The organism is Bacteroides sp. FSHCM14E1 (assembly GCF_019633785.1).
GTDB lineage: Bacteria > Bacteroidota > Bacteroidia > Bacteroidales > Bacteroidaceae > Bacteroides > Bacteroides hominis.
In genome coordinates, this window is the sequence record NZ_JADKYL010000017.1 from 35,790 (window position 1) to 61,768 (window position 25,979).

Annotated in this window: 27 protein-coding genes; all 27 read right to left on the minus strand. The window is 38.6% G+C overall.

Annotation, left to right across the window (positions count from 1 at the left end; translation table 11 throughout):
- Positions 1-129 precede the first annotated feature (129 nt).
- Positions 130-1,179, minus strand: coding sequence for a mannose-1-phosphate guanylyltransferase (locus tag ISX59_RS19340; RefSeq protein WP_220576183.1), 1,050 nt, complete (start codon positions 1,177-1,179; stop codon positions 130-132).
- A 16-nt stretch (positions 1,180-1,195) separates the two neighbouring features.
- Positions 1,196-1,624, minus strand: coding sequence for a BT0820 family HAD-type phosphatase (locus tag ISX59_RS19345; RefSeq protein ID WP_022012593.1), 429 nt, complete (start codon positions 1,622-1,624; stop codon positions 1,196-1,198).
- Between the two features lie 22 nt (positions 1,625-1,646).
- Complete coding sequence (locus tag ISX59_RS19350) at positions 1,647-2,747, minus strand: OmpA family protein (protein ID WP_220576184.1); 1,101 nt, start codon at positions 2,745-2,747, stop codon at positions 1,647-1,649.
- Between the two features lie 7 nt (positions 2,748-2,754).
- Positions 2,755-4,074, minus strand: coding sequence for a GldM family protein (locus ISX59_RS19355; RefSeq protein WP_220576185.1), 1,320 nt, complete (start codon positions 4,072-4,074; stop codon positions 2,755-2,757).
- Between the two features lie 9 nt (positions 4,075-4,083).
- Positions 4,084-4,596, minus strand: coding sequence for a gliding motility protein GldL (gene gldL / locus ISX59_RS19360; RefSeq protein ID WP_220576186.1), 513 nt, complete (start codon positions 4,594-4,596; stop codon positions 4,084-4,086).
- Between the two features lie 123 nt (positions 4,597-4,719).
- Positions 4,720-5,295, minus strand: a complete 576-nt coding sequence (locus ISX59_RS19365; RefSeq protein WP_220576187.1) for a hypothetical protein — start codon at positions 5,293-5,295, stop codon at positions 4,720-4,722.
- 43 nt (positions 5,296-5,338) lie between these two features.
- Positions 5,339-6,622 carry a carboxypeptidase-like regulatory domain-containing protein gene (locus ISX59_RS19370; RefSeq protein ID WP_220576188.1) on the minus strand — a complete coding sequence of 428 codons (1,284 nt, stop codon included), beginning with the start codon at positions 6,620-6,622 and terminating at the stop codon, positions 5,339-5,341.
- A gap of 31 nt (positions 6,623-6,653) precedes the next feature.
- A complete protein-coding gene (locus ISX59_RS19375; protein WP_220576189.1) occupies positions 6,654-7,889 on the minus strand; it encodes a YjbH domain-containing protein in 1,236 nt (411 codons plus the stop codon).
- A gap of 5 nt (positions 7,890-7,894) precedes the next feature.
- The gene (locus tag ISX59_RS19380; RefSeq protein ID WP_220576190.1) at positions 7,895-8,599 is read right to left on the minus strand and encodes a YjbH domain-containing protein; all 705 of its coding nucleotides are present in this window, start codon (positions 8,597-8,599) and stop codon (positions 7,895-7,897) included.
- Positions 8,600-8,608: 9 nt separating this feature from the next.
- Positions 8,609-9,328, minus strand: a complete 720-nt coding sequence (locus ISX59_RS19385; RefSeq protein ID WP_220576191.1) for a WecB/TagA/CpsF family glycosyltransferase — start codon at positions 9,326-9,328, stop codon at positions 8,609-8,611.
- Between the two features lie 162 nt (positions 9,329-9,490).
- Positions 9,491-10,573: a glycosyltransferase family 4 protein gene (locus ISX59_RS19390; protein WP_217737704.1), complete on the minus strand. Its 1,083-nt coding sequence runs from the start codon at positions 10,571-10,573 to the stop codon at positions 9,491-9,493.
- Between the two features lie 13 nt (positions 10,574-10,586).
- Entirely contained in the window at positions 10,587-11,675 is a 1,089-nt protein-coding gene (locus ISX59_RS19395; RefSeq protein ID WP_220576192.1) for a glycosyltransferase family 4 protein, read from the minus strand.
- Between the two features lie 18 nt (positions 11,676-11,693).
- Complete coding sequence (locus ISX59_RS19400; RefSeq protein WP_022012585.1) at positions 11,694-12,782, minus strand: glycosyltransferase family 4 protein; 1,089 nt, start codon at positions 12,780-12,782, stop codon at positions 11,694-11,696.
- A 23-nt stretch (positions 12,783-12,805) separates the two neighbouring features.
- Positions 12,806-13,909 (minus strand): glycosyltransferase family 4 protein, encoded by a 1,104-nt coding sequence (locus ISX59_RS19405; protein ID WP_220576193.1) that lies wholly within the window; start codon positions 13,907-13,909, stop codon positions 12,806-12,808.
- 37 nt (positions 13,910-13,946) lie between these two features.
- Entirely contained in the window at positions 13,947-14,711 is a 765-nt protein-coding gene (locus tag ISX59_RS19410) for a glycosyltransferase family 32 protein (protein WP_022012583.1), read from the minus strand.
- A 19-nt stretch (positions 14,712-14,730) separates the two neighbouring features.
- Positions 14,731-15,210: an acyltransferase gene (locus tag ISX59_RS21475; RefSeq protein ID WP_337467142.1), complete on the minus strand. Its 480-nt coding sequence runs from the start codon at positions 15,208-15,210 to the stop codon at positions 14,731-14,733.
- Between the two features lie 67 nt (positions 15,211-15,277).
- A complete protein-coding gene (locus ISX59_RS19420) occupies positions 15,278-15,844 on the minus strand; it encodes a serine O-acetyltransferase (protein WP_022012582.1) in 567 nt (188 codons plus the stop codon).
- Positions 15,841-17,154 carry a UDP-glucose/GDP-mannose dehydrogenase family protein gene (locus ISX59_RS19425; protein WP_022012581.1) on the minus strand — a complete coding sequence of 438 codons (1,314 nt, stop codon included), beginning with the start codon at positions 17,152-17,154 and terminating at the stop codon, positions 15,841-15,843. Before ISX59_RS19425 ends, ISX59_RS19420 begins: the two co-directional genes overlap by 4 nt.
- Before the next feature lies 1 nt (position 17,155).
- A complete protein-coding gene (locus ISX59_RS19430) occupies positions 17,156-17,983 on the minus strand; it encodes a glycosyltransferase family 2 protein (RefSeq protein ID WP_022012580.1) in 828 nt (275 codons plus the stop codon).
- 9 nt (positions 17,984-17,992) lie between these two features.
- A complete protein-coding gene (locus ISX59_RS19435) occupies positions 17,993-19,537 on the minus strand; it encodes an MATE family efflux transporter (protein ID WP_220576194.1) in 1,545 nt (514 codons plus the stop codon).
- 13 nt (positions 19,538-19,550) lie between these two features.
- A complete protein-coding gene (locus tag ISX59_RS19440; RefSeq protein ID WP_220576195.1) occupies positions 19,551-20,459 on the minus strand; it encodes a glycosyltransferase family 2 protein in 909 nt (302 codons plus the stop codon).
- Positions 20,456-21,280, minus strand: a complete 825-nt coding sequence (locus ISX59_RS19445; RefSeq protein ID WP_022012577.1) for a hypothetical protein — start codon at positions 21,278-21,280, stop codon at positions 20,456-20,458. The genes ISX59_RS19440 and ISX59_RS19445 overlap by 4 nt, the downstream gene beginning before the upstream one ends.
- A gap of 7 nt (positions 21,281-21,287) precedes the next feature.
- A complete protein-coding gene (locus ISX59_RS19450; protein ID WP_022012576.1) occupies positions 21,288-22,202 on the minus strand; it encodes an alpha-1,2-fucosyltransferase in 915 nt (304 codons plus the stop codon).
- Between the two features lie 8 nt (positions 22,203-22,210).
- A complete protein-coding gene (locus ISX59_RS19455; RefSeq protein WP_022012575.1) occupies positions 22,211-23,458 on the minus strand; it encodes a hypothetical protein in 1,248 nt (415 codons plus the stop codon).
- Positions 23,421-24,482 (minus strand): glycosyltransferase, encoded by a 1,062-nt coding sequence (locus tag ISX59_RS19460; protein WP_217737671.1) that lies wholly within the window; start codon positions 24,480-24,482, stop codon positions 23,421-23,423. Before ISX59_RS19460 ends, ISX59_RS19455 begins: the two co-directional genes overlap by 38 nt.
- A gap of 46 nt (positions 24,483-24,528) precedes the next feature.
- A complete protein-coding gene (rfbC, locus tag ISX59_RS19465) occupies positions 24,529-25,086 on the minus strand; it encodes a dTDP-4-dehydrorhamnose 3,5-epimerase (RefSeq protein ID WP_220576196.1) in 558 nt (185 codons plus the stop codon).
- Positions 25,083-25,973: a glucose-1-phosphate thymidylyltransferase RfbA gene (rfbA, locus tag ISX59_RS19470; RefSeq protein WP_022012815.1), complete on the minus strand. Its 891-nt coding sequence runs from the start codon at positions 25,971-25,973 to the stop codon at positions 25,083-25,085. The genes rfbC and rfbA overlap by 4 nt, the downstream gene beginning before the upstream one ends.
- Positions 25,974-25,979: the final 6 nt, after the last annotated feature.

A 25,979-nucleotide genomic window follows, 5' to 3' on the forward strand; every position in this document is an offset into this window, starting at 1 on the left:
TTCCTCCGACCACGCCTGGCCGGAGGAACACACACAAACAAAACAAATAAAAGCTGCCACGATTCACATCGGGACGCCCCTACGCCCGGCATTAAACCGGGATTTATAAATATTGAAAGGGATCAACATTTATTCTTTTGAAAAGTCTTTGATTCGTTGCTCTTCCGATAATTGGCATATAAGCAGTATATTGTCTTTTTCAGCCACGATATAGTCATTCAGACCTTGTATGACTACCCGTTTCTCTTGTGAAGTATGTACCATGCAGTTCCGGCTTTCGTACATCCGGACATCTGTTCCTACTGTGGCATTGCCTTCTTTGTCTTTGGGCAACAGACTCTGCAGTGCTCCCCAGGTTCCCAAATCGGACCATCCGAACTTTGCGGGCAGTACATAAATCTCTTCTGCTTTTTCCATCACTGCATAATCTATTGAAATGCTTTCGGCTGTGGGAAATAGTCTTTTTACAGTCTCTTCCTCACGTTCTGTATAGAAGTCGGGATAAATCCGGTCGAAGATCTGTGCTATACCCGGTGCATAAACCCGCATGACTGCTGTGATTGTTCTCACATTCCATACGAAAATCCCTGCATTCCAGAAATAATTACCTGCCGCCAGATATTTTTCGGCTGTCTCCCTATTGGGTTTCTCCCTGAAAGACTCTACATGGAATATTTCTTTATCCCTTGCTATGGGTTCGCCTGCGGCAATATACCCATAACCGGTTTCCGGACGTCCGGGTTTTATTCCGAGTGTAATGATGGCACTGCTTTTATCCGTAAACGAGAGTGCCTTGTCTATTATTCTGCGAAATTCGGTGGTATCAATCACCACTTGGTCAGAAGGAGTGACCACAATGTTGGCATCCGGATATTTCTTTTTTATTTTCCAGCAGGCATACGCTATGCAAGGAGCCGTATTTCTGGGACAGGGCTCTGCCAGTATGTTGTTTTCCGGTATACCCGGCAATTGTTCCTGAACAATGTCTTTATACCTTTCAGATGTGACTACCCACATGTTTTCTTGCGGGCAAAGGTTGCCGAATCTTTCGGCTGTCAATTGGAGCAGTGTTTTCCCACATCCCAATATATCTATGAATTGTTTGGGACATTCCGGTGTACTCATCGGCCAGAAGCGACTTCCTATGCCACCGGCCATAATTACTACATGATTATTCATCGTTGGTCCTTTCCTTTTATTTGTTACGTTTGCCGAACAGTTTCCCTATCCAGTTTGAATCACCGGCCGATTTCTGTCTGTCAGATAGAACGGGTTCGTATGGTTTTTGTTCATGGATCATCTGGTAGATGGTTCCCCAGTCGGGTAAACCTCCCAGGTTCCGGTCATCAATGAAAAGGTCTGCTTTCAGTTTGCGGGAGAATCCGTGATGATTTTTTTCTTCCTCCGGATAGTCTTTATTGACGGCATAGAAGGAGACCCCCCGCTGCCGGCACCATTCAATGGCTTCTTCAAGTAAATCACCTTCGCGTACAGTCCATAAAATCAGTCGGTGACGCTCTTTGGCCAATATCTTCAGGGTTTCTGTGGCGAATGGAATCTCTTCACCGATTTTCGGATAACGGTGTTCTACGATAGTACCATCAAAGTCAACAGCAATCGTCATGTGATCAGGGTGTATAGGTTGATTATTGTTTATTTTCGGGGATATATACAATCATGGCATTGCATCCCGTTTTGTTTTCATATCCCATTGCTTCCGGAGTCGATTCGGTGATCCGTTCAGGCGCAATGTGATGTTTCTCTATCAATATCTTCCGGATGGCTTCCGAACGACGGCTGCGCAATTCCCGGTCCGCTTTCTTATCCGTAAGATTATCGCTGAAGGCAATGATCCGAATGCTTGCGTCATTATCCTTCATCCATTCACCTATACCGTCTATCTTCTGTCCCTGTTCTTCACTGACGAATGAACTGAATTCATCGAACATGATGTCGATGGAGAGCGCATCTTTTTGTGGAACGATCATTAAGTTCTGGCCATCCATTATCTTCCGGCGTTCCTTTAATTCCTGTTTCATTTGTATTATTTCTTCACAAAGTATCCCTACTTTTTCTTTTATTTCCATCAGGTCTGCAACCGGCGTATAAAGAGTTCTATCACCCTCTTTGCTATTCTTCCTGTATTTATCTTTGAAGGTATATGCCACTCCAACCGTTAAGTTACTTTGTGTATAAAGTTTGTTGTTCAACTCTTTGCTGTAATATTTAGGCAAAACCTTCAGTCCCGGTTCTATGAATATGCTGAATTTTCGGTTTACATTGTACGAAGCCTGTATCGAGAAGTTGCCCGAAAGAGTGTTTACTCTTGTATATTTCGGGTTATCGTTTCCCAAATCATAGTAGTTAAAACCGGCACCCAGAATGACCGACAGATTAAATCTGTTGAATCCATTGTTCCCTATCAGGGTTAACATATAATCCAGATTCGCGCTGAGTTGGGTGGCTTCTCCATTGTTTTCCATCCGGTTTTTTCCGATTTCGGCAGTCGCTCTGAATCCCGACAGGGGAGTCAGATGTACACCTCCGGAGATTTTACCTCCAACATACATATTGCCCGGTGTCTTGGTCAGCCATTCTCCGCCCAGACCACCGGATACAAACCAGTTGCCTTTCTCAAACTGCTCTTTTCCAGTTTGTTGCTCCTGTGCGTGTGAATTGTAAATCATTAGCAGTAATGTCGCCAGGAGTATCCATTTGTTTGGTTTTAACCCCAATCTATTTGTCATGATCTTATTATATTAATACAACATTTATTGATGCAATCTGTTTCTTTTTGTTTCCCGGACCTGCTACTACGATCGAAGTAATGTAGAATTTATCTCCTTTATCCAGCTGCCTGATCAGTTCCATTTGTCCGGTCGAGAACCTGTTCCCGTTGTTAGGTATTGAAGTCACCGCCTTGCCGTTTCCCTTGATCAATACCATTTCAAAACTGACCACCTTGTATTCGGCTTTCGGTCCGTCACTGATTGAAGCACCTATTTGTGTCATGTTGGATACTGATTTTTTGTTGATAGGCACATTTCCCCGGTATTGAACCGTTTTTCCACTTTCATCCTTATATAGCACGTAAGGTGTCGGATCGGGTAACGCTTTCACGGTATATTGATATTCTGCCAGCCGTTTGGTTTCCCCGTTCCTTGTCTGGGTGGCGGTTACTGTTGCCGTCCGTGCTTTTTCATCCGGAATGGCCAGGCAATTATTCCCTCTTTTTATTATTTTTCCATTCGTCATGCTGAATGTCACCTCGTTGAAAGGAATACCTGCAGTCAGGATATTCAGTGGATTTTCGTAATTGGTATACAGAATATTGGTTAGGGCCGGAGTTATTTGTACAACGGGAAGATCCACCGTTCCGTCTCTATTTACTATCATCTGGTCTTCATTGATAAATACAAAGGTCCCGCTTTTTCCGTCTTCTGCTTCTTCATACAGCAATGACCGATATACTTCGTTTACACACAGCAGCACCTCTTCCTGTATTTTGTTGATAAATGTCACTCCACCGATGGCAGGGAGGTAGGAGAACGTCTCTTTTTCCCAGGAAATGCCTGTGCCCGGTCCTTCCGTATCCAGATAAGTGCCGACCAGTTTCCGGTGTGATTCATTTTTAATCAGTGACAGCGTCTCCGCTTTGAATGCTTCCAGTGAGAGCCTGAGCATTTTGCCTTTGCCTCCGGTCACCGACAGGAATACTTCCGGCACAGCATTCAGGTCGTCTTTAGCCTTCAGTTTTCCCGTTTCATATTTTTCTTTGTCCGCTTTCCGGGCAATATCTTCTTTCAGTCCTTCCAGTGTGCCCATCAGCTTCCCTGCTGTTGCGTCTATGCTCTGTGCTGATAAGGTTGTCTGGTCATTCCGGCTGTTGTTGATTCGTTCCAGTAAAGTCCGGTTATATTCTTCCAACTGCTCTATTTGTGGAAGATAATCATTATTCATCAGTCCATATCCTTCCAAGACATCCGATGATATATTGATAGCCAGCATGGCAATCAGCACCACATACAGCAGGTTTATCATTTTTTGTCTTGGCGGTAATGTATATTTAGCCATGTGTTTCTGTTATTTCCCTGTTTTTACGTTCATGGCATTCAGCATCTTACTGTATTGTTTGTTAAGCAATTCGATGTATGCTGCCATTTTTTCCATTTCTTTTTTCAACTCTTCCGAATTCATATCGTTCAACGACTTGGCATGTTCGGTCATGCCTTTAATCTGTGCTTCGTATGTTTCATTGAGTTTTCCGATGTTGCTTTCCAATCTCTTCAGTTGCTGCAGGTACTTTTCCGTCACCAGCGTGTCTGCTACTCCCGTGTTCGGATTTATGTTTGCGTTTTTGTCATTCAATAACGGAAACACTCTTTCCCATTTGTACTCTCTTGCCGGTTCATCAAATCCGGAGATGAAGAAAATGAATACTTCCGTAAATAATCCGATCATCAATAACAGATTATCATAAGGCATGTGAGCTATTTTAAATACAGCTCCCAGAATTACAAGACAGGCTCCCCAACAATAACAGAGGTTATAGAAACGTTTTCCTGTTCTGCTCGATAAGAATTTACTTAATTTCATTGGTCAATCCGTTTTTGAATTCTCCACAGAGTGTACCGATTTTTGCCCGGTTGATCATTTCTTTTATCGGTATAAAAACGACCGCTGCCAATCAGTGTAATTCTGTGGAGAATCTCTGAGTTATTAGAATTTGTATATTACGCCTACGGTCATCATGCCGGCGGCAAACACATCATCCTTATTTTCCATATCATAGAACTTGGTGCTGATTTTAATTCCCGGTTCTGCAAAGACACTTAGTTTCGAGTTCAGTTTGAAGGCAGCCTGCAGAGAGAAATTACCGCTTATCGTATTCGTTTTCGATAAATTCGGAAAGTCGTTATCAAATGAATAGTAGTTGTATCCCAGTCCGAAAATCGCATTCAGCCGGAACTTGCTGTCTTCATTTGTATAGTTCTTCATCAAGCTCACCATGATGTCTGCTCCGGCACCTGCCGTTACAGCGTTGTATCCGCCTTTCAGCCACACATTACCGGCCTCTGCGTTGACACGCAGACCGATAATCTTGTTTAACCACACTCCACTGGATACTTTACCTCCCAGCATGTTGCTTGCCGAACCGTTTAAAGCCGATAGTCCATTTATACCTCCCGACACAAACCACTCCGGTTTGAACGGATTGTCCTGTGCTTTCATATTTCCGAATGCCATCAGCAATCCTACCAAGAGCAATACTGTTTTTATATTATTCAGCTTCATAATTTAGTTATTTATTAAAAGAATGGTGTTTACAGGATAGATTTTAAACTTTACCTCCCGAGTGCTGGCTTGCTTCCACATTCGTGTAAGTTATCTTCATTCCCGTATAAAATTTCAGAGTAATCGTTACAGTTCTTCCGCCACTGATTTTGAACGTGTATTTCTTTTCGCAATATTTGGCCTGATTCAGGTAATACAGAATATGGTTACCGCTGATACCGGCCACCAGTTCATGGCTCACTTTATAAGTGCCTGTTGTGCCTTCTTGCGCTTCGATGGCACTGTTGATCATAGATGCCATTCCTTTTGCATCCGTAGCGTTTACACCGGCATTGGCTAATGCTGTTTCCGGAGTCACCGTGTATTCCCATCCGGCTGTTGCCTCAAAGTTGATTTTATATTCAGGGATGGCTGTCATATTCCCTTCGTTACTCTTTTTCTCCTCTTTGTTTGTCTCGCCTATTTGTTCAGAACCGGTAGTCTTGCTACTTTTGATACGCATTGAATACTTGCCGGACAATGATGCTCCAGCGGGTAATGTAAATGTATAGCTATTCGTAGCCCGGTCATAAGCAGCATCAGCCACTTTGTCCCAGCTTTCTCCGGCTCTTGTTGCCGCTTTCTGGTTGTACACTTCCACGTCCTCAAATGTGGCATTTTCCGAGGCTTTGTTCACCACTGCCAGCGTGACCGGTTTGGCAAGTGTCACGGCCTCCGTTGTTGCCACTTCGATATTGGCAATAGCCACCGGAGTTTCCACCGTTCCTGTTGTCACGGTAGTTGTGGCGGCTGCAGGCTCTTCATAAGGAGTGATGCTTACGTTGGTTGTTGTTTCAATCGCTCCAGGGGGGACAATTACGGCTGCTTCCGCCTTTGTCATGTCACTGTGCCCTTTGTCTGTTACAATTATTTCTTCTGTCGCTTCGGCATCTATTTCCTTGGCGGGACTCTGCTTGCTTAGTTTTACGCTTAAGCTCACCATGCTGCGGTTCTCCGCATTGTCTGCAATGGTGGCCTGTGCATTATCTATACTCAGGTATCCCTCCTTTGTAAAAGTAACGGTATATGCTTTCTTACTGTCTACCGTCAGTTTGTATGCTCCTTCCGCATCTGTGGTAGCTGTAGCCTCGCCTGCCTTTACTTCCACACCGGGCAGAGCAGTGCTTCCTTCCGTAACTTTACCTGCGATGTAGTACTCTATCGTTTTCTCGGCAGGGTCCACTACTATTTCCGGCTTCTTCTCGTCTTCGCCGAAAGAACATCCAGTTGTTCCCAAGGTAGTTGCCACCAGCAACACACCTATCTTAAATAAGTCACTTTTTTTCATAATCATTTTTGTCATTAAGAAAATATTAAAATTACTTTTTATTTCTCTCTTTTTCGATACTTCTGATCAGGAAGTATCGCATATATTCCGGTTGGAAGTATCCGCTGCTCCGGTTCTCTGCCGGACGTGTCTGATAGGTATATCCCATTTTCTTATCGGCATACTCACCCCATGACACCATGCTGTATTCGGCTGAAAAGAATTCGGCCGGCTTGATTCTTATGGCATGGTTCCGGTTCCATTTCTTTCCGGGCAACGGGATGGCAAAATGAAAGCCCCCGTTGATCTCTCCTTCTACGTACATGGCGTATACTCCCACGGCATATTCTCCGAAGTGGCGTGTGCAGTCACCTCTTACCCCGTAGTCGCCGTATAGATACCTTCCGGCCTGTAAATCCAATTGGACATTGAATTGCGGAACATAGAGCGAACCTTTCACGGCCGCGTTGATGCGTTGCCTTGTCCCGATATACCATCCTTCGTCCGTGATGGCCGAATATCCGGTTGTTCCTATCTGTGCGCCCAGTTCCACACGTCCGTTCCCGGTGCGGTATTTCACTTCCGCCTGTGCGCCGATCCGGTGATTGGTAAAGTTACCTATCACGATGCGTCCCAGAAAGTTGTTACGGAACCTTATCTCCTGTGAGAGTGTCATCACACCCGGCCGTATCTTCCGGTATTCCCCTTTCATATTGGTTGCGATGGGGAAAACCACCTGTGCTGTTGCTTCTGCTCCTTTCCATAAAGCCATTTCCACGGCAGGAGACAGATTCACCGTATATGAATATAATTTCTCAAAAGTCGAGTTTTCTAAAGACACTTCCGGATACAGGACGATGTCCGCTTTCCATGCCGAGCGGTTGATCACTTCTGTGCTTTCCTTCAATAACCGCATGGGACGGTCGGTGCTGTAACTCAGGCCCATCCGTTCGTATACCTCTTTCAGCGTTATCTTACCGGCCTTGTAACCGGTTATCAATGTATCCGGCAGACAGATACTCAGTTGGGGAATGCCGTTTCCGTCCAGCGCCACCAGTTCCAGATTTCCGTTACTTATGCCTTCCATTCCGGCGACAATCGCTTTTCCTATTCCGCGATAAGTTCCCCGATATACATTGTCCTCAAAAGCAGCGATGGTTGTTCCCCCGGCTTCGGCTGTCCGGATATTCTCCAGACCCAGCTCCCTGAGTTTACGGGCCACTTGCGCATCAATCATGACAGGGCAGGAGAGGAGCAGACCGATTATAATTATCAATTTCTTCTTCATACGGATTAATGGATTAAAACGCATTCATATCGTATTCCGGCAGAAATACATTTAAACTCCCGGGTAAATACATTCAGTGAGAGATGTTTCCATAATTTGGCTGCTGCTCCTACGTTAAATCCGTCGGAGTCATACTCGGCCATGACGGACAGTGGTTTGCAAAAGGAGGGAGTATAGCTGAGGCCGCCGAATATGCCGTCCTGTAAGATATACTTGTCTTTACTCAATGGGTGATTGTAACCTGCGGTCGCTGCCAGTCGATGTTCGCCTATCCTAAAGTTCTTTGTAAGCACTCCGTATACGGATGCGAAATAATTTGTACCCTTGTCTTTGAACGGGTCGTTACTTCCAATGACTACTGCCGGCCAATATTTACCTTCTTTCAGCGGACGTATCCTGACCGATAAAGACCTGTCCTGCTGATTGAATTTGGGCTTTGTAGCCATATAGTCACTTTTCAGCAAAATGCAACGGTAATTCAATTCTAAGAATGAAAAGAAAGTGATGTTCACGAAATAGTTTCCGGAATTATATTTAAACGGATTCAGTTCTTTGGGCAAGTAGTTGCCACCGATCATAAACGTTCCCGTCTGCTGCATCTCGGCGGTCGGAATGTTCATCATTCCCGTTGTCCCCATGGTGTACTGTGCCTTGATTCCCGATGCCATCACCATTACACAGACCGTTAATACTGCTTTTTTTAATCTCATTGATTTATGTTATATGGAGAATTTTTCTTTGGTGATGTTCCATAGGAACAAGGCATTTCCGATGATATACCGGCGCCACATCCGTTTAGGCTCTTTGATCAGGCGATACAGCCATTCCAACCCGTGCTCCTGCCACCAGACCGGAGCACGTTCCACCGTACCCGCAAAGAAGTCGAATACCGCTCCAATGGTTCCTATGTGTCCGTTCACCTCCAGTTCATCCAGATGCGTATATGCCCATTTCTCTTGTTTGGGAGCCGTCATGCCTATCCATAATAAGTCTGGCTTTACCGCATTTACGGCATCTATCATCATTCGGTTTTCTTCGTGTGTAAACTCCGGTTTGTAGGGAGGAGAGTAAGCCTTGATCTGAATATTCGGATATATGGTTTTAGCTTTTTCTTTAATCAGCTTAAGTGTATTCCCGTTGCTTCCCAGAAAGTAGCAGATGCCTCCTTTCCGGTTCAACCGTCCCATTTCATATTCAAAAAGATCCCATCCGGCGGTACGTTCTATGCTCTCTTTCCGGAGCCACCTGAAAGCCAGCACCATGCTTGCCCCGTCCGGAATCAGTGCTCCGCCTTTGAGCAAAGCTTCTGCAAATTCAGCATCTTTCAGCGCCGTATTATATGAATGGGCGTTAATCGTGTTTATCAATAATTTACCTTCAGGCAATACCGATAAGTCGCTCCTGTGCTTCAGGAGTGAAACTGTTTTAAGCTTCAACATGTTTTGTGAAAAAGGAATGGGTGGTTATAAGTACGCTACGCTGTTACCTGTCACGAAGAACAGGCTTTCGAATGATGTGGTAAGAATTTCTTTGCAAAGGTATGCTTTTTCGGATAAAGAGAAAAATTTTATTGAAAAAAGATATCTGTGCACTGCGTCTTATTATTTGGTATAGATAGCTTCTTCTAAAATAGCTTTCATTCTCTCTTCAAATTTTTCTAATGTGAACTCTTTTTGAAACTTATTTTTTCCGGCTTGCCCCATTTGTTTTCGCAATTCCGGATGATCTAATAAATATTCTATTTGTTGAGCCAAAATTTTGGGATTCTGTTTCTCAACAATATAGCCGGTTTTACTTTCTTCTATGATGTCAGTGATTCCTCCTTCGTTGGTACTGATACATGGTAAACTATACTCCATTGCTTCAAGCAGGACAAGAGGGAAACATTCATTGTTATAGTAAGTCGGGAAAACAAATAAATCTGCCTCTCGTAGATACTTCTCTTTTTCGGTTCCATATTTGGAACCATGGGGTGTTACATAATCTTCCAATCCATATTCCCGTATTCTTTCATGAAATGTTTGAAAACTGATATCATTCCATTTGCCTACGAAGTCACAATGAAATTCCTTTTCTTTTTCTTTAAGTATTCTGCACGCTTCCAGTAAATCCCATACTCCTTTTTCTACCATCATGTTCGATAAGAAGAGTATCTTGAAAGACTCTTGTTTCTTAGAGAGTGGTTTCGGTAGAGAATAACTTTCTGGGATTCCATTCGGACATATATACACATCTTTTGGGGCTACATATTTCTCTATATCTTTGTATAAAGCTTTTGCCAGCAATATAACTTTTTGATTCTTAAAAAAATGGTTGTATAAAAAGTTATCCAATACCCTGTCTTGCCGTGTCGCTACTCCTTTGTTATGATAATGTGCTATTACGTTTTGTCCCATGGCTTTGAGTAACATCACCACTATAAAATCTTTGTAGAAAGCACCTCCTTTGGTATTGGGGGTTACGTAGCATAATCGGGGCTTTTCTTTGTGGACGGCAGATGTGATATGTTTCATTTGCCTTAGAAAACTCCATAATTTAGAGAAACCTCCTTTTCCAATATCCGATAAATCTTTTGCTAATGTCAGATTGATATATCGGCAGTCAAATGTTCGGTCGATCAGTTTGCTGTCATGGATGTATTTTCCCATCATTGATGCACCATGGACCGGGGGAGGCATGTGCATGATGAAAAGTATTTTATTTCTTTTGCCAGTTTCTGTAGAGTTCTTCATATTTCTTTTGCATCATATTTAAAGAAAAACGTTCGATAGCAAATCTATGGGCATTTTTTGCCAGTTCCTCGTAATTTTGTTTATCCAGTTTCTTGGAGATAAGTTCAATAAAGTCAGGAATGGAATTATTATTTACACTTAATGGCCAATCTTCCGGTTGTGTATCTTTTAGCCCAGGGCAGTTATTTATGATTGTGGGGGTATATGCTAAGCTGGCTTCTATAGGCATAAGAGCTAGACCTTCGTGGTTAGAAGGCATAAATAAGTAATCAAATGAACCGATATACTGAGCCAGTCCGAATATTTTTTGATATACCGTTACATTGGTTAGTCCTTTAAAAGCTGTTATTACTTTAGGTTCCATAGATCCACTCCCTACCACATGAAAGTAAAATCTTGAATCATCCTTGAGTGCACTGACTACTGCAATCATTTGGTCTACTCCCTTTTGGTATTCTAATCTTCCGGCAAATAGAATATTAATCTGAGTTGGTTTGATTACTTGAAACTTCTTTTGAGGTATTTCATCTATACCATTATAAATGATTGGTGGCTGTTCTCCCCCGTAACAGCGAGTATAGCAGTCTCTGGTGGACGTGGAGATTGCAATATTACTCTGGTGCTTTATATAATATTTTTCTACTATATTCCCTATTTTTTCCCATTCATTCCATAGCTTTGTATTGTGTATTGTTCTTATGTAGCTGGGGCTAATCCAAAAGCAAAGCCATGCTATTTTCCTAAATATCCAAAGTGAGAGATCCGGTGTTTCCGTGTGTGCGTGTATGATGTTTGGAGAGTACTTTATATAGTACCAGATGAACCATATCCAAAAGAAACAGATTGCTATTTTTCTGTTTTTGAAAGGAGAGCAATGATATGGTATACTATTTTCTTTAAACTCTTTTTTAAGAGAGGTAGAGAAATCGGAGTGTCCTTTTACAACTTCAAACAAGTGGTATTTAAAGTTTGGATTTGGGGATTTTGTAATATTGATTGCTACTCTTTCGGCACCTCCGAGATCAAAAGATGAAATAATCTGAAATACAATCATGCTGTCGAAAAGTTAGAATTATAGTTGCTCTAAAATTGTTGAGGCAGTCTTTTTCCAAGTAAAGTTAGTCATGACTCTTTGCCGTGCATTTTCTACCTTCTGTCTATTGATAATGATCTTACTCATTTCTTCTACAGAGTTAACAATGAATCCTGAAACCTTATTTTCTATAATACATTCCGGCCCAGGAGCTTTTATGGCTATAACATTGCAATTATGATACATTGCCTCCAAAATGGCCATTCCGAATATTTCATTAGGATTGAAGTTTACTACATAGTCTGCTATTCTATAGTACGAATGAATTAGTGCATTGGGAATAGCCCCTACATATTTAATTTTATTATAGCTTTCTTTCTCTGATAACTTATTTATGAAGTTCTCTCTCAAAGGTCCGTTTCCTCCTATATAAATAATGCAAAATTTTTCATCCAGCAACTCTGCCAGTTTAAATATATCGAATGGATGTTTGTCATGTCTTAATGCACACACACACAGAATGTATGTTTTGTTTTGGGATATCTTTAAATCACGTATTAAATCGTTTTTACTTTTTTCTTCCTTGGGGATTACTGCTTGATCCAGACCTACGGGAGCAATTATTGTATTTTTAACTCCAAGTGCTAATAATTCTTTTGCCATAGTCGGAGTTTTTGCGAAGACACAACTTCTTTTTAATGCTTTGATATTTCTAAGGGTGATTCTATCTAATATTTTTCTTATAATAGGATTAGGGTTGCTACTCTTGATTGTACCAATATAACAATAATACTTTATGTTTTTTTTGATGCAATAATATATTGCTTCAGGCACATATAGTAGATTGTCTGTTTGCAGATGTAAAATGTCTAATTTATAAGACCTGAGTAAATCAAGGTCAACTATGGCGTGATGGGCTATCCTAAAACGATATGGTAGGTATACTTTTTTAATATTAGAGGTGAGATTTACCTCTGAGAAACACTTAGAATCATGTTTGTTTAGCCAATAAAAGATGTATACTTTGTGACCTAAACTTTCAAATGCTTGGGCCAATCCTATTTCTTGTGCATTGTATGTGCCGTTAGTCCATTCTCCATAATCTAAATGAATATAACCTATTCTCATATACTTGTTAAAGTTGTTGAAGATTAAATATTGATTATTATTCGGGTGATTACTTCCCAGTCTAATTCATGTAAATACGACGCCATTTTTTTTTGTTCTTCTTTAAGTTCTCCCGGATTGTGTATGCACCATGCCATTTTTTCTTTTAGTGAGTTGATATCGTTCACTTTGCAGAATATCCCTATCTCTCCATTATTTAATTGTTCTTTTAGTCCTCCCGTTTCACTTGCTATGATTGGGGTGTTATATTCCAAAGCTATCGGAATTACTCCTGATTGGCTTGCGTCAATATATGGAAGTACGACGATCGTGTTGGGTATGCTGAAATATTGACCGATTTCGTTATCCGGTATATACCTGTTGATGATCGTTACATTTGGGATATTTCTGAATTCTTCTCTATATTCTGCCAAGTTTCCACTACCTGCTATGGTTAGGGTTATATTAAGGCTGTGTGTCTGGACGAGTTCTTTATAGGCTTTTGCTAAAAGCTGTATTCCTTTGTATTTTTCAATGCGTCCAAAGAATAAAAAGTTAATGGTCTTCTTATCCATATAGTTGTGGTCAGATGGAAGAAGCGTTTCTTTTTTCCGATATTCACTCATGCGGCCATGTGGCATATAGTGGATATGTTTTTCTGAGAATCCAAAGTTTTTGGAAACCAATGGAATAAAACTGCGAGTTAGAACAATGATTTCATCGGAGGATTTTATATAGTGAAATGTCAATATCTTTTCTAATATTTTTACTCCAGAATGGTGTATTGGGTCGTGGCAAATTGTTATTCTTTTGGCTTTTACACACTTTAAAACACTACTGGCCCATGGATGATAAAAAGTGCTTATGGCGTAATCAAATTGGAGACTTTTATATTTCGATTTGATTTTAAATTTTTCCTTCAAAAAGAATTTAAAGCTTGCTTGTATGGCTGTTTTTTGTGTACCTGTATCAATAAAGTATACTTCTTTAAAGAGTTTTTCTGTTTCCCAATCTATTCTATTTGATATTTTATGAGATAAAATGACATATATATTACATCCGTTCAATGCCAGCCCTCGTGCCATTTCCAGTGTGAATACTGGGCCGGATCCTTCTTTGAAAAGAAATGTTATCAGGATATTTTTCATTCGAATTTTAGTGATCAGTAGGGTAACTAATTTTTGTTTAGATAATATTTTTGTTTTTCAAGTATAGTCTTATTCTTTTAAATAATGGATTGTTTTTACTTCGGTCCCATATATATTTTGTTAGCTTAAAAATAAATGTTTTGCGCCGTTTTAATTTCTTCTGTTCCTGTTCCGGTAACCAAGAACCCATGTATAGGTGAACGCATACCGTTTCCGGAGATTTATCCCAATTTCCGAAATAGTCCATTGGATTGAAGAAAGTCTTAGGGTAAATATTTATATTTTCTATTATTTGCTTGGCGTTATTTCGACTTAGACCATATTTTTCTGATAGAAATTGAGTTGTTATATTGGCGTTAGACTCTAACTTGTTCACAATATTAAGGTCAAACTCTTGATTATAATAGTCTAAAAGCTCTTTAATGATTTTATTATTCTTTTTGAATCCCATGACTCCCATAGATAATATTTCATCTCTTTCGAATCCCATAAAAGCTTCATTCGATAAAAAGGGATTCAAACTTTTGTATAATTGAATATCTGTGTCTAAATAAATGCCACCTTGCTCATATAAAACTTTGAGGCGTACATAGTCAGCTACAAATGCATACTTTTTCTGTTTGTACGCTTCTTGACACCATTTATTTGAAGTAATATCAAAAGATTGTTCGTCCCATAATTTAAACTCATAATCGGGGAGATACTTGTGCCATGATTTTATGCATTTCTTTACTAAGGGAGGAAGATCATTTTTGCCAAACCAGCAATAGTGTATCGTTTTAGGAATTGTAAAAATATTCATTTTATTGGTATCTTATTGATTATAAGTCGTATCCCCATTTGTTGAGGAGAAGTCCTGCCTGTTCTTCTTTGTCTTTAGATGATTTTTGAGAGAATAAAATATTGGAAACTGGACTGTTTTGCAATAAAGTCTTATTCTTTTTTATGTATTCATCATAGGTACAGATGATGCGTATGGGATTTCCACATGCCACTGAATTTTCTGGAATATTTTTGCATACAACACTTCCTGCTCCTATAATAACTTTATTCCCTATGGAGGTATTTCCTAAAATTATAGAGCCATGGCCGATAAATACGTCATCTCCTATCGTTATTTTTCCAACTTTACTGTATCCTAATGGTCTTTTTGTACTAGCGTCATGGGCTATAAGTGTAGAGTGGGTTATAGTTACATTATTACCTATGGTGATAAGATGGCTAAAACATCTATCGATAAAAACACTATAAAAGTTACAGTTACTTCCAATTTTGACTCCTAGGTTTCTATATTTCTTAATTTCAGATTACTGTGTGAATAGTTTCCTTATAATCTTATTGATGATATTCATTTTTATATAGTATATTTTAGTTGACAAAGTATTGTATATGATCTTTTCCATTGTATGAAATAACCTTTCCCGGATTTCCTACAACGACTGCATTATCGGGGATATCCTTTACAACGATGGCTCCACTACCTATCATTACATTATTTCCGATTCTAACCTTTCCTATGATTTTTGCTCCAGAAGATATTACTACATTATCTCCAATGATGGGAGCGCCTCCTTTGGGACCTCTAACTCCGCCGATTGTAACTCCATGATATATAGTACAGTTCTTTCCTATAAGAGCAGTACTGTTGATAACAATACATGAAAAATGTGCAAAACACAGACCTTCTCCTATTTGAGTTCCGATAGGTAATTGGATTCCTGTCAAATATTGATTGTGTTTATGTATCAAAAACACTATTCCATATAATAGTTTAAAGAGTATCCCTTTTTGGCGGGCTAAATAGCTGCCTATTCTGAACCAAAAGGTGATGCGGAAAGAAGCGTTGAAGAATAGATATTTTACCCCTCCGTATTTAATTTTTGTTAGTCTATTTAGATCTGATTTTATCAGATATTTGCATTCTTTGAAAGTCATTGTCCGATACAACTATACTCAAATCCTAAATTCTTCATTTCTTGTGCATCATATACATTACGTCCGTCAATGATTAGTGTTTTGTTCATTGATTTCTGCAATACACCCCAGCTTGGCAGACGGAACTGTTTCCATTCTGTTATTAGCAGCAATGCGTCTGCGTTTAGAATCGCATCATACATATCTGCGGCATACTCTACTGCCTCACCTATACGGCGATGGCATTCATCCATTGCTATCGGATCGTATACACGTACCTTGCATCCTGCTTTGAGTAATTCGTCAATTGTGACCAAAGCCGTAGCTTCACGCATGTCATCTGTTTCCGGTTTAAAAGCCAATCCCCAGATAGCAATGGTTTTTCCCTTTAAAGCTCCTCCATAATAGGCTGAAAGTTTTTTAAATAGAATGCTTTTCTGACTTTCGTTTACTTCTTCCACAGCTTTCAAAACTTTCATTTCGTAGCCATTTTTTTCGGCCGTTTTTATTAATGCTTTTACATCCTTGGGGAAACAACTACCTCCATATCCACATCCCGGATAGAGGAATTTACTTCCGATACGGCTGTCCGCTCCGATGCCTTTACGCACCATGTTCACATCCGCACCCACCACCTCGCATAGGTTTGCGATATCATTCATGAAACTGATACGTGTGGCCAGCATTGAGTTTGCTGCGTATTTTATCATTTCTGCCGAAGGAATATCAGTAAAAATAATCCGATAATTGTTCATCATAAATGGTTTGTAGAGTTTACTCATAAGCTCTTTGGCTCTTTCTGATTCTACGCCCACCACTACCCGGTCGGGACTCATAAAGTCTTTGATAGCAGCACCTTCTTTCAGGAATTCCGGATTCGAAGCCACATCAAATTCCATTTCTACTCCTCTCTTATCCAGCTCTTCTTGAATGGCTGCTTTGACTTTCTTTGCGGTGCCTACGGGTACGGTCGATTTGGTAACAAGTATCAGGTACTTCTTCATATTCCGGCCCACTGTACGGGCAACTTCAAGTACATAGGTCAGGTCAGCACTGCCATCTTGGTCCGGGGGAGTACCTACCGCACTAAAAACAACATCCACATTGTCCAGGCATGTTGTAATATCTGTGGTGAAATTCAATCTACCCTCCCGATGATTACGGAGTACCATCTCCTCCAACCCCGGCTCATAAATAGGGATTTGTCCTTGTAATAATCTTGTTATTTTTTCTTCGTTCACGTCTACACAAGTCACGTTGACTCCCATTTCCGCAAAGCAAGTGCCGGATACTAATCCGACATAGCCTGTACCTACTACTGCTATATTCATACTATTTTCTTTTTTCCCAAATTTGTGGAATGAATAATCTTAAATGTATAGTGAAATAATGAAGACACGCCGGAAAGACTCCATAATGTTTTCTCTCAAAATAAAAGTTCTCTTTAGGATGGCCTCCTAAGGGGGAGTGAAAGACCCTTATCCTTTCTTTTAACGGATAACTTGAATTACACCATTTGGCCAAACTGCTATGCTGTTCACAAGTTCCGATGTACTCTTTTGATTGATAGGATTTTATTCCTAACTTCCCAGCTCTCAGCCCGTAATCAAAATCTCCCAAAGCATGACTATAAGTATAGTCCAGATTCCCGATTCTTTGGTAAACATACCGGGGAATTAGAACGACATTGCCATTAAAATGTTGGCATATTTGTAAACTTCCATTTGGAGGGATAATGCCGTTATTGTTTCTACCTCCATAAGTGGGTTTACCATCTTTTTCAGAGCATGTAGCTCCACAAATGATTGCTTCATCTTTAACTGAAATGCTATCGTTTAGTAATCTTGATATGCTATCTGGATAGATAAATGTATCGTCGTTTAGCCATAGGTAATAGTCGTATTCTTTTCTTTTGGTTGCTTCTTCCCAGGCTGTGTACATTCCCCGGTTCCAAAACAAATTTCCTTTCGAATGGATTATGTTTACTTTGGGGAATTCTTGTGCGACAGCTTCCGGTGTACCGTCTGTGCATCCGTCATTGGTTAAATAGATGTCAATGCTATAGTTTTTTATAGGGAGCTGTGAATGAAGAGCATCAAGACACCTTAGAGTTTTCTTTCTACGATTGAAAACTGTAAGTAATATTGCTATAGATTGCATATGGTTGAGCTATTTGTATTTTTGATATATTTTCTTTCTGAATGTTGATAATACATTTTTTAAATCGTTTCGTTCTTTAGGGGTAATAGCAATTGTCCAAAATGAAAAAAGGAAGACTATAGATGTTGTCAAACAAACAGATATGGTTCTTGTTAGGGAGGAGTGCATTATATAGTGAGGGATCAGTCCGCTACTGCCTACAATAAGGAATAAAGTTACACTTTTTAGGAGTACATTTTTATAATATTCATAAATATTCAAACCACAATTTTTGTGGCAAAAAAAGATAGTAACTGATCCACCCAAAATGCTCCAACAGATTATCCATACAATATATAACCATATAGGTGAGAAACCTATAGAAAACAAATAGAATGTTATTGGTAGGGGGATAAAGTTAAAGATGCTTCGAAAAATAGAATAGCGATGTATCCTACCGTCTGCATTGATGGCGCCATTAATACCATTTACTAATTGATCAATTATATTTCTGAGAATTTCCAATCTGCAAAAAAGGATAGCCCATTCGGGAACATTTTTAAGCCATATCTGCATTATCCATGGAGCCTCTATTATAAATGGAATTGCGAAAAAAGCAAGTAATAACGATGACATTTTGGATGTGGTTTGGGCTGTCTCCACTAAACTTTTATAGTTTCCTTCTCCAGCTTTTTTCCCTATTATTGGATTTACAGCAGATAACATTGTGTTCGAAAAGACCATTAGCTGCCCTGATATTTGGTTTGCTATTCCTTGTGCTGCATTTAGTATAGTTCCAAATATATTGTTTAATATAAGTCCCATTCCATACATCGATATCATTGAAGAGGAAGTTGTTATCATATTCCACCCTGCAAATTTTATCATTTTTTTCATTAACTGTTTGTCAATATATTTACGTGGATTTATTATGCATTCTTCATATTTGCGTTGACAGTATATTCGCATGATGATCATAACAGTTATTGATAGTATTGCCATTAATAAACCGTACATGATTAATTTATCATACATTGTATAAGTTATGAACAGTGCGATGCATAGTTTTAGAAATGTTTGTAGAAACCCTATTTTCGCATAATAAAGCATGTTTTCATGTGCTGTTACGATTGCGTTATATGGGACTGTTAAAATAGTCATTATCGTAGATAATACCATAAACTGATAGATACATTTAGCTGCATACACCCTTTCTTGAGGAATGTTTAAAATATTGTTGAAGAATATATAAAAAGCAATTTCCAGAACAATAAGAAAAATGAATGATAATATAGAGTGGATTATGATGCTTATGTTAAAGATACTTTTTTGTGTTTCTTTTTTATTAGCTCCTTCTGCGTAATTTATAAAACGCTGGGTGGAAACATTCATTGCGCCCCCAATGAATCCCAACATTCCGATAGCACCTCCGACAATGGCGAAAATTCCAAAGTCGGACGTACCTAAAGCATTCAATATTAATCTTGTGGAATACAAGGATACAAACATAGAGAATCCCATATTCGCATAAAGATACCCTGAATTTTTTATAACTCTATTAGCAGTAGAAGACATTAATTTGGTATTATTATTTAAATAAAAAGTAACTGGAGGGTGATAGATAAAACAGAATGCATTTTGTTTTCTTCATACAAATTCTGAAATGGTTCTGAAAGAATCTATTGTATTTTCTTTTGAAGTCTTTTTTTTTGTTTTTACTCTGCTTATACCCTCTAACATATGCGCCAAATAGCCAATCAAAAGCAATTTGTGTATCTACTTGTTTGTTACACATGAATGAATAGAATTTTTCTTTTGCTTGAATATCATTTATTAGTTTTTGATCGTTTAGCATAAAAGAGGCAGAGGTATTTCTTTCGTAATAATAATATAATCCTTCAGAAGTATAGACTGCTTTGTGGCTTTGCGATAGTATGTCGGGCGTAATAAACAGATCTTCAGCGTAAGTCATGTTTTCCGGAAATCTTAAGTTAGTCCAATATTGCTTTTTATAGAGTTTATTTACGCTAATGTTGAGATCGTACTGGCATCCCAGTTTTCTCATATCTATTTTTCCATCATAAAAGATTTGAATACCGGTATCAGCATATTTTATAGTTTTGCCTTCACAAATTCTGGTTCGTCCGCAGATGGCTAAGTCACAAGAATAGTACTTCATCAAAGAATAAAGTCGTTCATATATATTGGGCGACAGATAATCGTCTGAGTCAACAAATGCTATAAGTTCTCCTTGAGCTATTGACAATCCCATATTTCTTGTATTACTAACTCCACTGTTCTTTTTGTGAATCACTTTGATTCGTTTATCTTTTGCAGCCCAAATGGAACAAATGTGACCGCTATTATCTGTTGAGCCATCATTTATTAGAAGAATTTCTATATTTTTATAACTTTGTGCAATTATGGAAGATATACATCGATCCAAATATGTTGCAGTATTATATATGGGGATTATAATACTTATTTTCTCTTTCATTTTCTTTGTAGTAGTCTGTATGCAATTTTTTTTAAAAGTCTTTTCGCAAATATTCCCAGTGTTAATCGAGGGGATTTATGTAAATATATTATGGGTTTGTAGATGTCTTCTTCATGAATGGGTACTTTGTATGTATATAGTGAGTTGTGATAGCTTTCTGGATCATTTCCTCTTTGTGAGATATCTTTGTGTGGAGATATGTGATGTTTTTTGCATAATAAACTAAAAATGGATTGATCTTCCCTATGCGCGACAAATGAATCTCCATAATTTTTATTGATGTTTAATTCAATGTTTCCGGCAGGACTTATTAAACTATACCGACAACAAAGGCTTAACCATTCATATATGAATTGCCGACTTTTAGGGCATACATAAATGCCTAAATAAGTTGCGATTATTTGGTTGGAAGTGTGAAAAAAATCCTCCTTACATTCCATTTCATCAAAACACTCAGGCTTTGTGAAACATGATTCTATCAAAGGAATATCACAGACGAATAGAGGGGTCTCCTTGTTTACTTGATTCTTAATAGTATCTATGTTTCTTATGAAAAATGCTCCTGAGTCACAATAAAAAATAAAGTCTCCATCTTTAGTCTGCTCCAATACTTTGTTTATTATGTAGGGTTTCCATAACCATAGCCCGTTTCCTCTCTTGGACAAAAGTATTTGCCTATTCTCTTTTTGAAATTTATCATCGATATCATTAGGAGAAAATTCATATATTGTGTCGAATTTCGCAATTAGTTTCCCTGTCCTTGAGTTCCATTTTCGGGCTTGAGCATATCGAGAATCGGCATAGTTAATTAGTATTTTCACTTCGTGTTTATTTTATAATAATCCATTCGGGCATGTAGATGTCACTGAAATCAATACCTTTTCTTTTATCCCAAATTTTAGGAGCTATTATTATTTTATTTTTGCTTTCAGATAGGTATTGAGCCCACCAACTGAATGAACTGTTCGATAATATGAAATGTTTGCAATTGTACATTAAACGTAATTCTTCATAATCAGGATTGTTTAAATCCACATAAACAGAGTTTTGAGGGATATTGTAATTTTTTCTAATCCATACCAGATCTTCATGTGTATTGGAGAAAATGAAGAATGTCGGATTCTCTATTTGGGAACTTATCATTTTTATAGCTTTTTCATAGTAGTCTTTATTGCAGACTTCAAGGTGAGGGCTAAATTGGGCGCTTAAAAAATCACCTCGCCTGATGTGTACGCAAATAGAATTGGAGTTTTGTATTTCTTTTAAAATCTTCTTGTTTGGCTCGCTTATTGGGGTTATTACTTTTAGTTCGGCTTTAATCATTGATTGATGTTCTTTAAAGTATTTCCAGCTTTGGAATCCTCCATGAATGATGGTTGTGTTTTGGGAGCGATGCCGAGGATGATAGTACTTGTATGGTCCACATACGTTTGCATATATATTACGGTTGGACATCCACCACCACCTAATTGATGCTGGCAGAATTTTTCTTGCTATTTTCTGATGGAATATTTGTTTGTTAAACAGTTCCCATATTCTTTTGTTTTCATCGGGAGTTTCCACTATACACATTGTGTTAATGTTGAGATGCCCAAGAGAAAAACTCCGTTCTTCATTCTTTAGTTCTTTATATAAAATTGTATTGAATGATATGTTTTCATTATACTGTAAAGCTAAAGAACGTGCAAAAGCATACTGGAACATTTGGTTTCCTAAGCCTCCGCCTAAAATTAAATGAATCATTGTATGAACTATTGTTTTTTTAATGCGAGAAAGGAGTAGAAAGCCATTATGAACAATCCTGGATTCATGATATGTGGCTGTCCTAGTCCCATATTGATAATTAATAATATAGGGCATAGCATTTCCCATTTATTCTTATTGCCTTTGTGTAGACACCAAAAAGTGAAGCCAAAAAGAATGCTGAATGGAAGAATGCCTATGGCTAATAGAAGTATAGGTAAACCGGCACATGCATCAAGTTTTAATCTGTGAATTTCATCGTATCCTATTCCCATTAAAGATAAAGGTTCTTTTTCGATTTCTGTAAAAAAATCTTGTATGCTTTGAGTTCTAGCTCCTGCTGTCCCTTGAGATAGGTTGATTGTGGTTCTCTTTTCTGCTCCGTAGATTTTATTAAATACAGCTGTGGTGATGAAATCTCTTCCCAATGGAGTGATTATTATAAATAAAACAATTGTAATGATGGTTGCGGTAAAGTATTTTTTTATTTTAGGAGATATTTTAGAGGATGGGTACTGCGCAAAGCATATGATAATGATACATAAGGATATGTATCCGCTTGTTGATTGTGTTGTGAGTAAAACTATTGTGAATACAATTATATATTTTATCCGATCTTGTTTTCTTAAAAGGCGTGCCTTGAATAAAGAAAAATATAATGCTACTGCTAATATACACTGATATTGTCCTGGCTCTCCGAAAGGTCCGCAATTTCTGCCGATATGAAGTGGAACAAAACGGTATAGAAATCCTCCATAACTATAAAGCTCGTAGTTAGAAGAGGAGGTGGATAAAAATGGAAGGAGTGGACTAAATGCTGAAAAACCGAATAATAATGTCGCTGAATATAAAAAAAAACTGATGATGGCCAATATGAATATGATATTAAGAAATCGTTTTAGAAAGTTTCTTTTATCTATATGGATCGTTGTATAAATAATCATCAGTGTGCATATGATACTTAATGTTGAGCCAATACTTAATGTTGAAAAGAATACAGTTACCAACATTGAGATAAATAGAACTGCTAAAAAAAGAATGAAGCGACTGGTGAAAAGAGTTTCTTTCTTATATAAGAATATGTAAATTCCACATATGGTTAATATAAAAACTTGAAAGAGGTCGTTTCCAATATAGGCTGGCAGAGCCATACCTCCAAATGATATGGCACAATAAATTAGGAAATAATGAAATGCTATGAATATTTTAGATTCTTTCCTATGATGTGATACTGTGCTTTTTTTTATATATTGCATATAAATCTTCTTTTATGAGCTTGTAGGTTTGTTGAGCATTGTACTCTGCCTTCATTAATTGTTGAGCATTAATTCCTAATTGCTTGACTAAATTTTTATCATCTTTTAGTCGCTTGATATGGTATATCCATTTTTCTACATCATAAGGAGCTATTAAAAAACCTATCTGGTGTTTTTCTACATTTAAAGGAATGTCTTTGTTGTCAGTTAGCAGGATAGGAATAGAATATGGTAATGATTCTATAACCTGTGTATAGCCTACTCCATATTCTTTTTTGTGGCAAGGTATGGCTGCTACAGATGCTTTTGACATTTGATTCATTATGTAGGTATACTCTTCGTCTTTTTTTAAATTTAAGTCTTCTATGAAAATAAAGTTGATGTTTGAGTATTGCCTGTATTTTTTTTCAACAATTATATTTTCAGGGTGCTTTCGAGTTAAAATGATACATTGGGCTTTTGTGCATACACAAGCTTCGCAGAGTGTGTGGTAGTCTCTGCTATCTTTTCCCGTAGCTACAATTGTAAATTCGTGTGTTTGGGTAGTGAAATTGATGTTAGACTTAAACCATTGATAATCAACTCCTAAATTTAAATTGTATACTTGTTCTGAAGTTAATATATTGTTTCTTATCGCATCTTGCATATGCGATTTAGATATCATGTATATTCTATCAAAACCTCTCCAGTATATTTTCCTTAAAATATAGTTTATTAAAGGAGGAGTTTCTTGGGGAGCAGTATATTTCCAAGTGATGATCTGTGCTTTTAAAAATCTGATAGCTCGTAACATGACTAAAATGTGCAGTCCCCTAGGATTGTATATTATATCGGGATTTGATTTTAAAACAGCAATAATTAGGCGTATATTCGCTATTATTTTGTTAGTTCCAAATTTCGAGGGATTGATTATTTCAAAATTGATATCATTGTCTTCCAAGAGGCTTTTGATGTAAAAATCCGAGTGTGCCGGTTTGCGTTGAATGAGTTTGGCCGGTAGATTGCTTATATGTATTATTTTCATTACTTAACTGTTTGCGATTCTTGAAAAAATGAACTGAAAAGTCTGATTATGAGAAGTGTATATTATTTGATACCTCTTTCAGTCTTTTATGCCCCTTATCCTTTTCACTCAGCGCTACTTCTCCTCTTGGAATTCTCCAATCGATCCCTAAATCCGGATCATCCCACGCTACGGCTCCTTCGCTTTCCGGATGATAAAATTCATCACACTTATATTGGAACACAGCTTCTTCACTTAATACCGCAAAGCCGTGCGCAAATCCTTTGGGAATAAAAAACTGAAGATGATTCTCACCGGTCAATTCTACTGCTACATGCTGCCCGAAAGTAGGGGAGCCTTGGCGGATGTCCACCGCTACATCCAGTACGCAACCTTTAATGACACGCACCAATTTACTTTGTGTGTAGGGTGGTTTCTGGAAATGTAGTCCCCGAATGACTCCATAGCAGGATTGGGACTCGTTGTCTTGTACAAAAGTCAAAGGAGCCACCTTTTCATTAAATTCTTTCTGGGAAAATGATTCGAAAAAGTATCCCCGATCATCCTTAAAAAGCCGGGGCTCGATGATTACTAATCCTTCGATGGCTGTTTTTATTACATTCATTTCTGTTTGTCTAATTCGTCTATAACTTTTAGCAAGTATTGTCCGTATTGGTTTTTTAGCATCGGCTCCGCCAGTCGGCGTATTTTATCCGGTGTAATCCATCCTTGTCTTAAGGCGATCCCTTCAAGACAGGCTATTTTTAAACCTTGGCGTTTTTCGATTACTTCGATGAAGGTGGAAGCTTCGGATAGGGAGTCGTGTGTGCCGGTATCCAGCCAGGCAAACCCACGCCCTAAAAGTTGCATCTTTAACTCCTTGTCATCAAGAAAATGCTGATTAACGGTCGTTATCTCTAATTCTCCACGAGGGGAAGGTTGGATGTTCTGTGCAACTTTAACCACTTTGTTGGGATAGAAGTAGAGTCCTACTACTGCATAATTGGACTTTGGGTTTTCAGGCTTTTCCTCTATATGAAGAACGTTGCCCGATTTATCGAATTCTGCGACTCCGTATCGTTCGGGATCGCTTACCCAATAACCGAAAATAGTTGCTTTTTTATCTTCTTCCGCCGTGCGCACTGCTTCTTTTAGTAATTGGGTAAATCCGGGACCATGAAAGATGTTATCTCCCAGTACTAAACATACCGAATCGTTTCCAATGAACTCCTGTCCGATGATAAATGCCTGTGCCAAGCCGTCGGGTGAGGGCTGTTCTGCGTATTCGAAACGAACGCCAAAATCTGAGCCATCGCCTAACAGCCTTTTGAATCCGGGTAAATCGATGGGGGTGGAAATGATTAGTATCTCTCGAATACCCGATAGCATGAGTACTGAGATAGGATAATAAATCATAGGCTTGTCGAAAATAGGCAGTAGTTGTTTACTGACTCCCTTAGTAATGGGGTAGAGGCGTGTACCCGAACCACCGGCTAAAACAATTCCTTTCATTGTCTG

Coding starts and splice junctions, on each gene's coding strand:
- ISX59_RS19340 (WP_220576183.1), bottom strand. CDS start 1,179: ATGAATAATCATGTAGTAATTATGGCCGGTGGCATAGGAAGTCGCTTC.
- ISX59_RS19345 (WP_022012593.1), bottom strand. CDS start 1,624: ATGACGATTGCTGTTGACTTTGATGGTACTATCGTAGAACACCGTTAT.
- ISX59_RS19350 (WP_220576184.1), bottom strand. CDS start 2,747: ATGACAAATAGATTGGGGTTAAAACCAAACAAATGGATACTCCTGGCG.
- ISX59_RS19355 (WP_220576185.1), bottom strand. CDS start 4,074: ATGGCTAAATATACATTACCGCCAAGACAAAAAATGATAAACCTGCTG.
- gldL (WP_220576186.1), bottom strand. CDS start 4,596: ATGAAATTAAGTAAATTCTTATCGAGCAGAACAGGAAAACGTTTCTAT.
- ISX59_RS19365 (WP_220576187.1), bottom strand. CDS start 5,295: ATGAAGCTGAATAATATAAAAACAGTATTGCTCTTGGTAGGATTGCTG.
- ISX59_RS19370 (WP_220576188.1), bottom strand. CDS start 6,622: ATGAAAAAAAGTGACTTATTTAAGATAGGTGTGTTGCTGGTGGCAACT.
- ISX59_RS19375 (WP_220576189.1), bottom strand. CDS start 7,889: ATGAAGAAGAAATTGATAATTATAATCGGTCTGCTCCTCTCCTGCCCT.
- ISX59_RS19380 (WP_220576190.1), bottom strand. CDS start 8,599: ATGAGATTAAAAAAAGCAGTATTAACGGTCTGTGTAATGGTGATGGCA.
- ISX59_RS19385 (WP_220576191.1), bottom strand. CDS start 9,328: ATGTTGAAGCTTAAAACAGTTTCACTCCTGAAGCACAGGAGCGACTTA.
- ISX59_RS19390 (WP_217737704.1), bottom strand. CDS start 10,573: ATGCACATGCCTCCCCCGGTCCATGGTGCATCAATGATGGGAAAATAC.
- ISX59_RS19395 (WP_220576192.1), bottom strand. CDS start 11,675: ATGATTGTATTTCAGATTATTTCATCTTTTGATCTCGGAGGTGCCGAA.
- ISX59_RS19400 (WP_022012585.1), bottom strand. CDS start 12,782: ATGAGAATAGGTTATATTCATTTAGATTATGGAGAATGGACTAACGGC.
- ISX59_RS19405 (WP_220576193.1), bottom strand. CDS start 13,909: ATGAAAAATATCCTGATAACATTTCTTTTCAAAGAAGGATCCGGCCCA.
- ISX59_RS19410 (WP_022012583.1), bottom strand. CDS start 14,711: ATGAATATTTTTACAATTCCTAAAACGATACACTATTGCTGGTTTGGC.
- ISX59_RS19420 (WP_022012582.1), bottom strand. CDS start 15,844: ATGACTTTCAAAGAATGCAAATATCTGATAAAATCAGATCTAAATAGA.
- ISX59_RS19425 (WP_022012581.1), bottom strand. CDS start 17,154: ATGAATATAGCAGTAGTAGGTACAGGCTATGTCGGATTAGTATCCGGC.
- ISX59_RS19430 (WP_022012580.1), bottom strand. CDS start 17,983: ATGCAATCTATAGCAATATTACTTACAGTTTTCAATCGTAGAAAGAAA.
- ISX59_RS19435 (WP_220576194.1), bottom strand. CDS start 19,537: ATGTCTTCTACTGCTAATAGAGTTATAAAAAATTCAGGGTATCTTTAT.
- ISX59_RS19440 (WP_220576195.1), bottom strand. CDS start 20,459: ATGAAAGAGAAAATAAGTATTATAATCCCCATATATAATACTGCAACA.
- ISX59_RS19450 (WP_022012576.1), bottom strand. CDS start 22,202: ATGATTCATTTAATTTTAGGCGGAGGCTTAGGAAACCAAATGTTCCAG.
- ISX59_RS19455 (WP_022012575.1), bottom strand. CDS start 23,458: ATGCAATATATAAAAAAAAGCACAGTATCACATCATAGGAAAGAATCT.
- ISX59_RS19460 (WP_217737671.1), bottom strand. CDS start 24,482: ATGAAAATAATACATATAAGCAATCTACCGGCCAAACTCATTCAACGC.
- rfbC (WP_220576196.1), bottom strand. CDS start 25,086: ATGAATGTAATAAAAACAGCCATCGAAGGATTAGTAATCATCGAGCCC.
- rfbA (WP_022012815.1), bottom strand. CDS start 25,973: ATGAAAGGAATTGTTTTAGCCGGTGGTTCGGGTACACGCCTCTACCCC.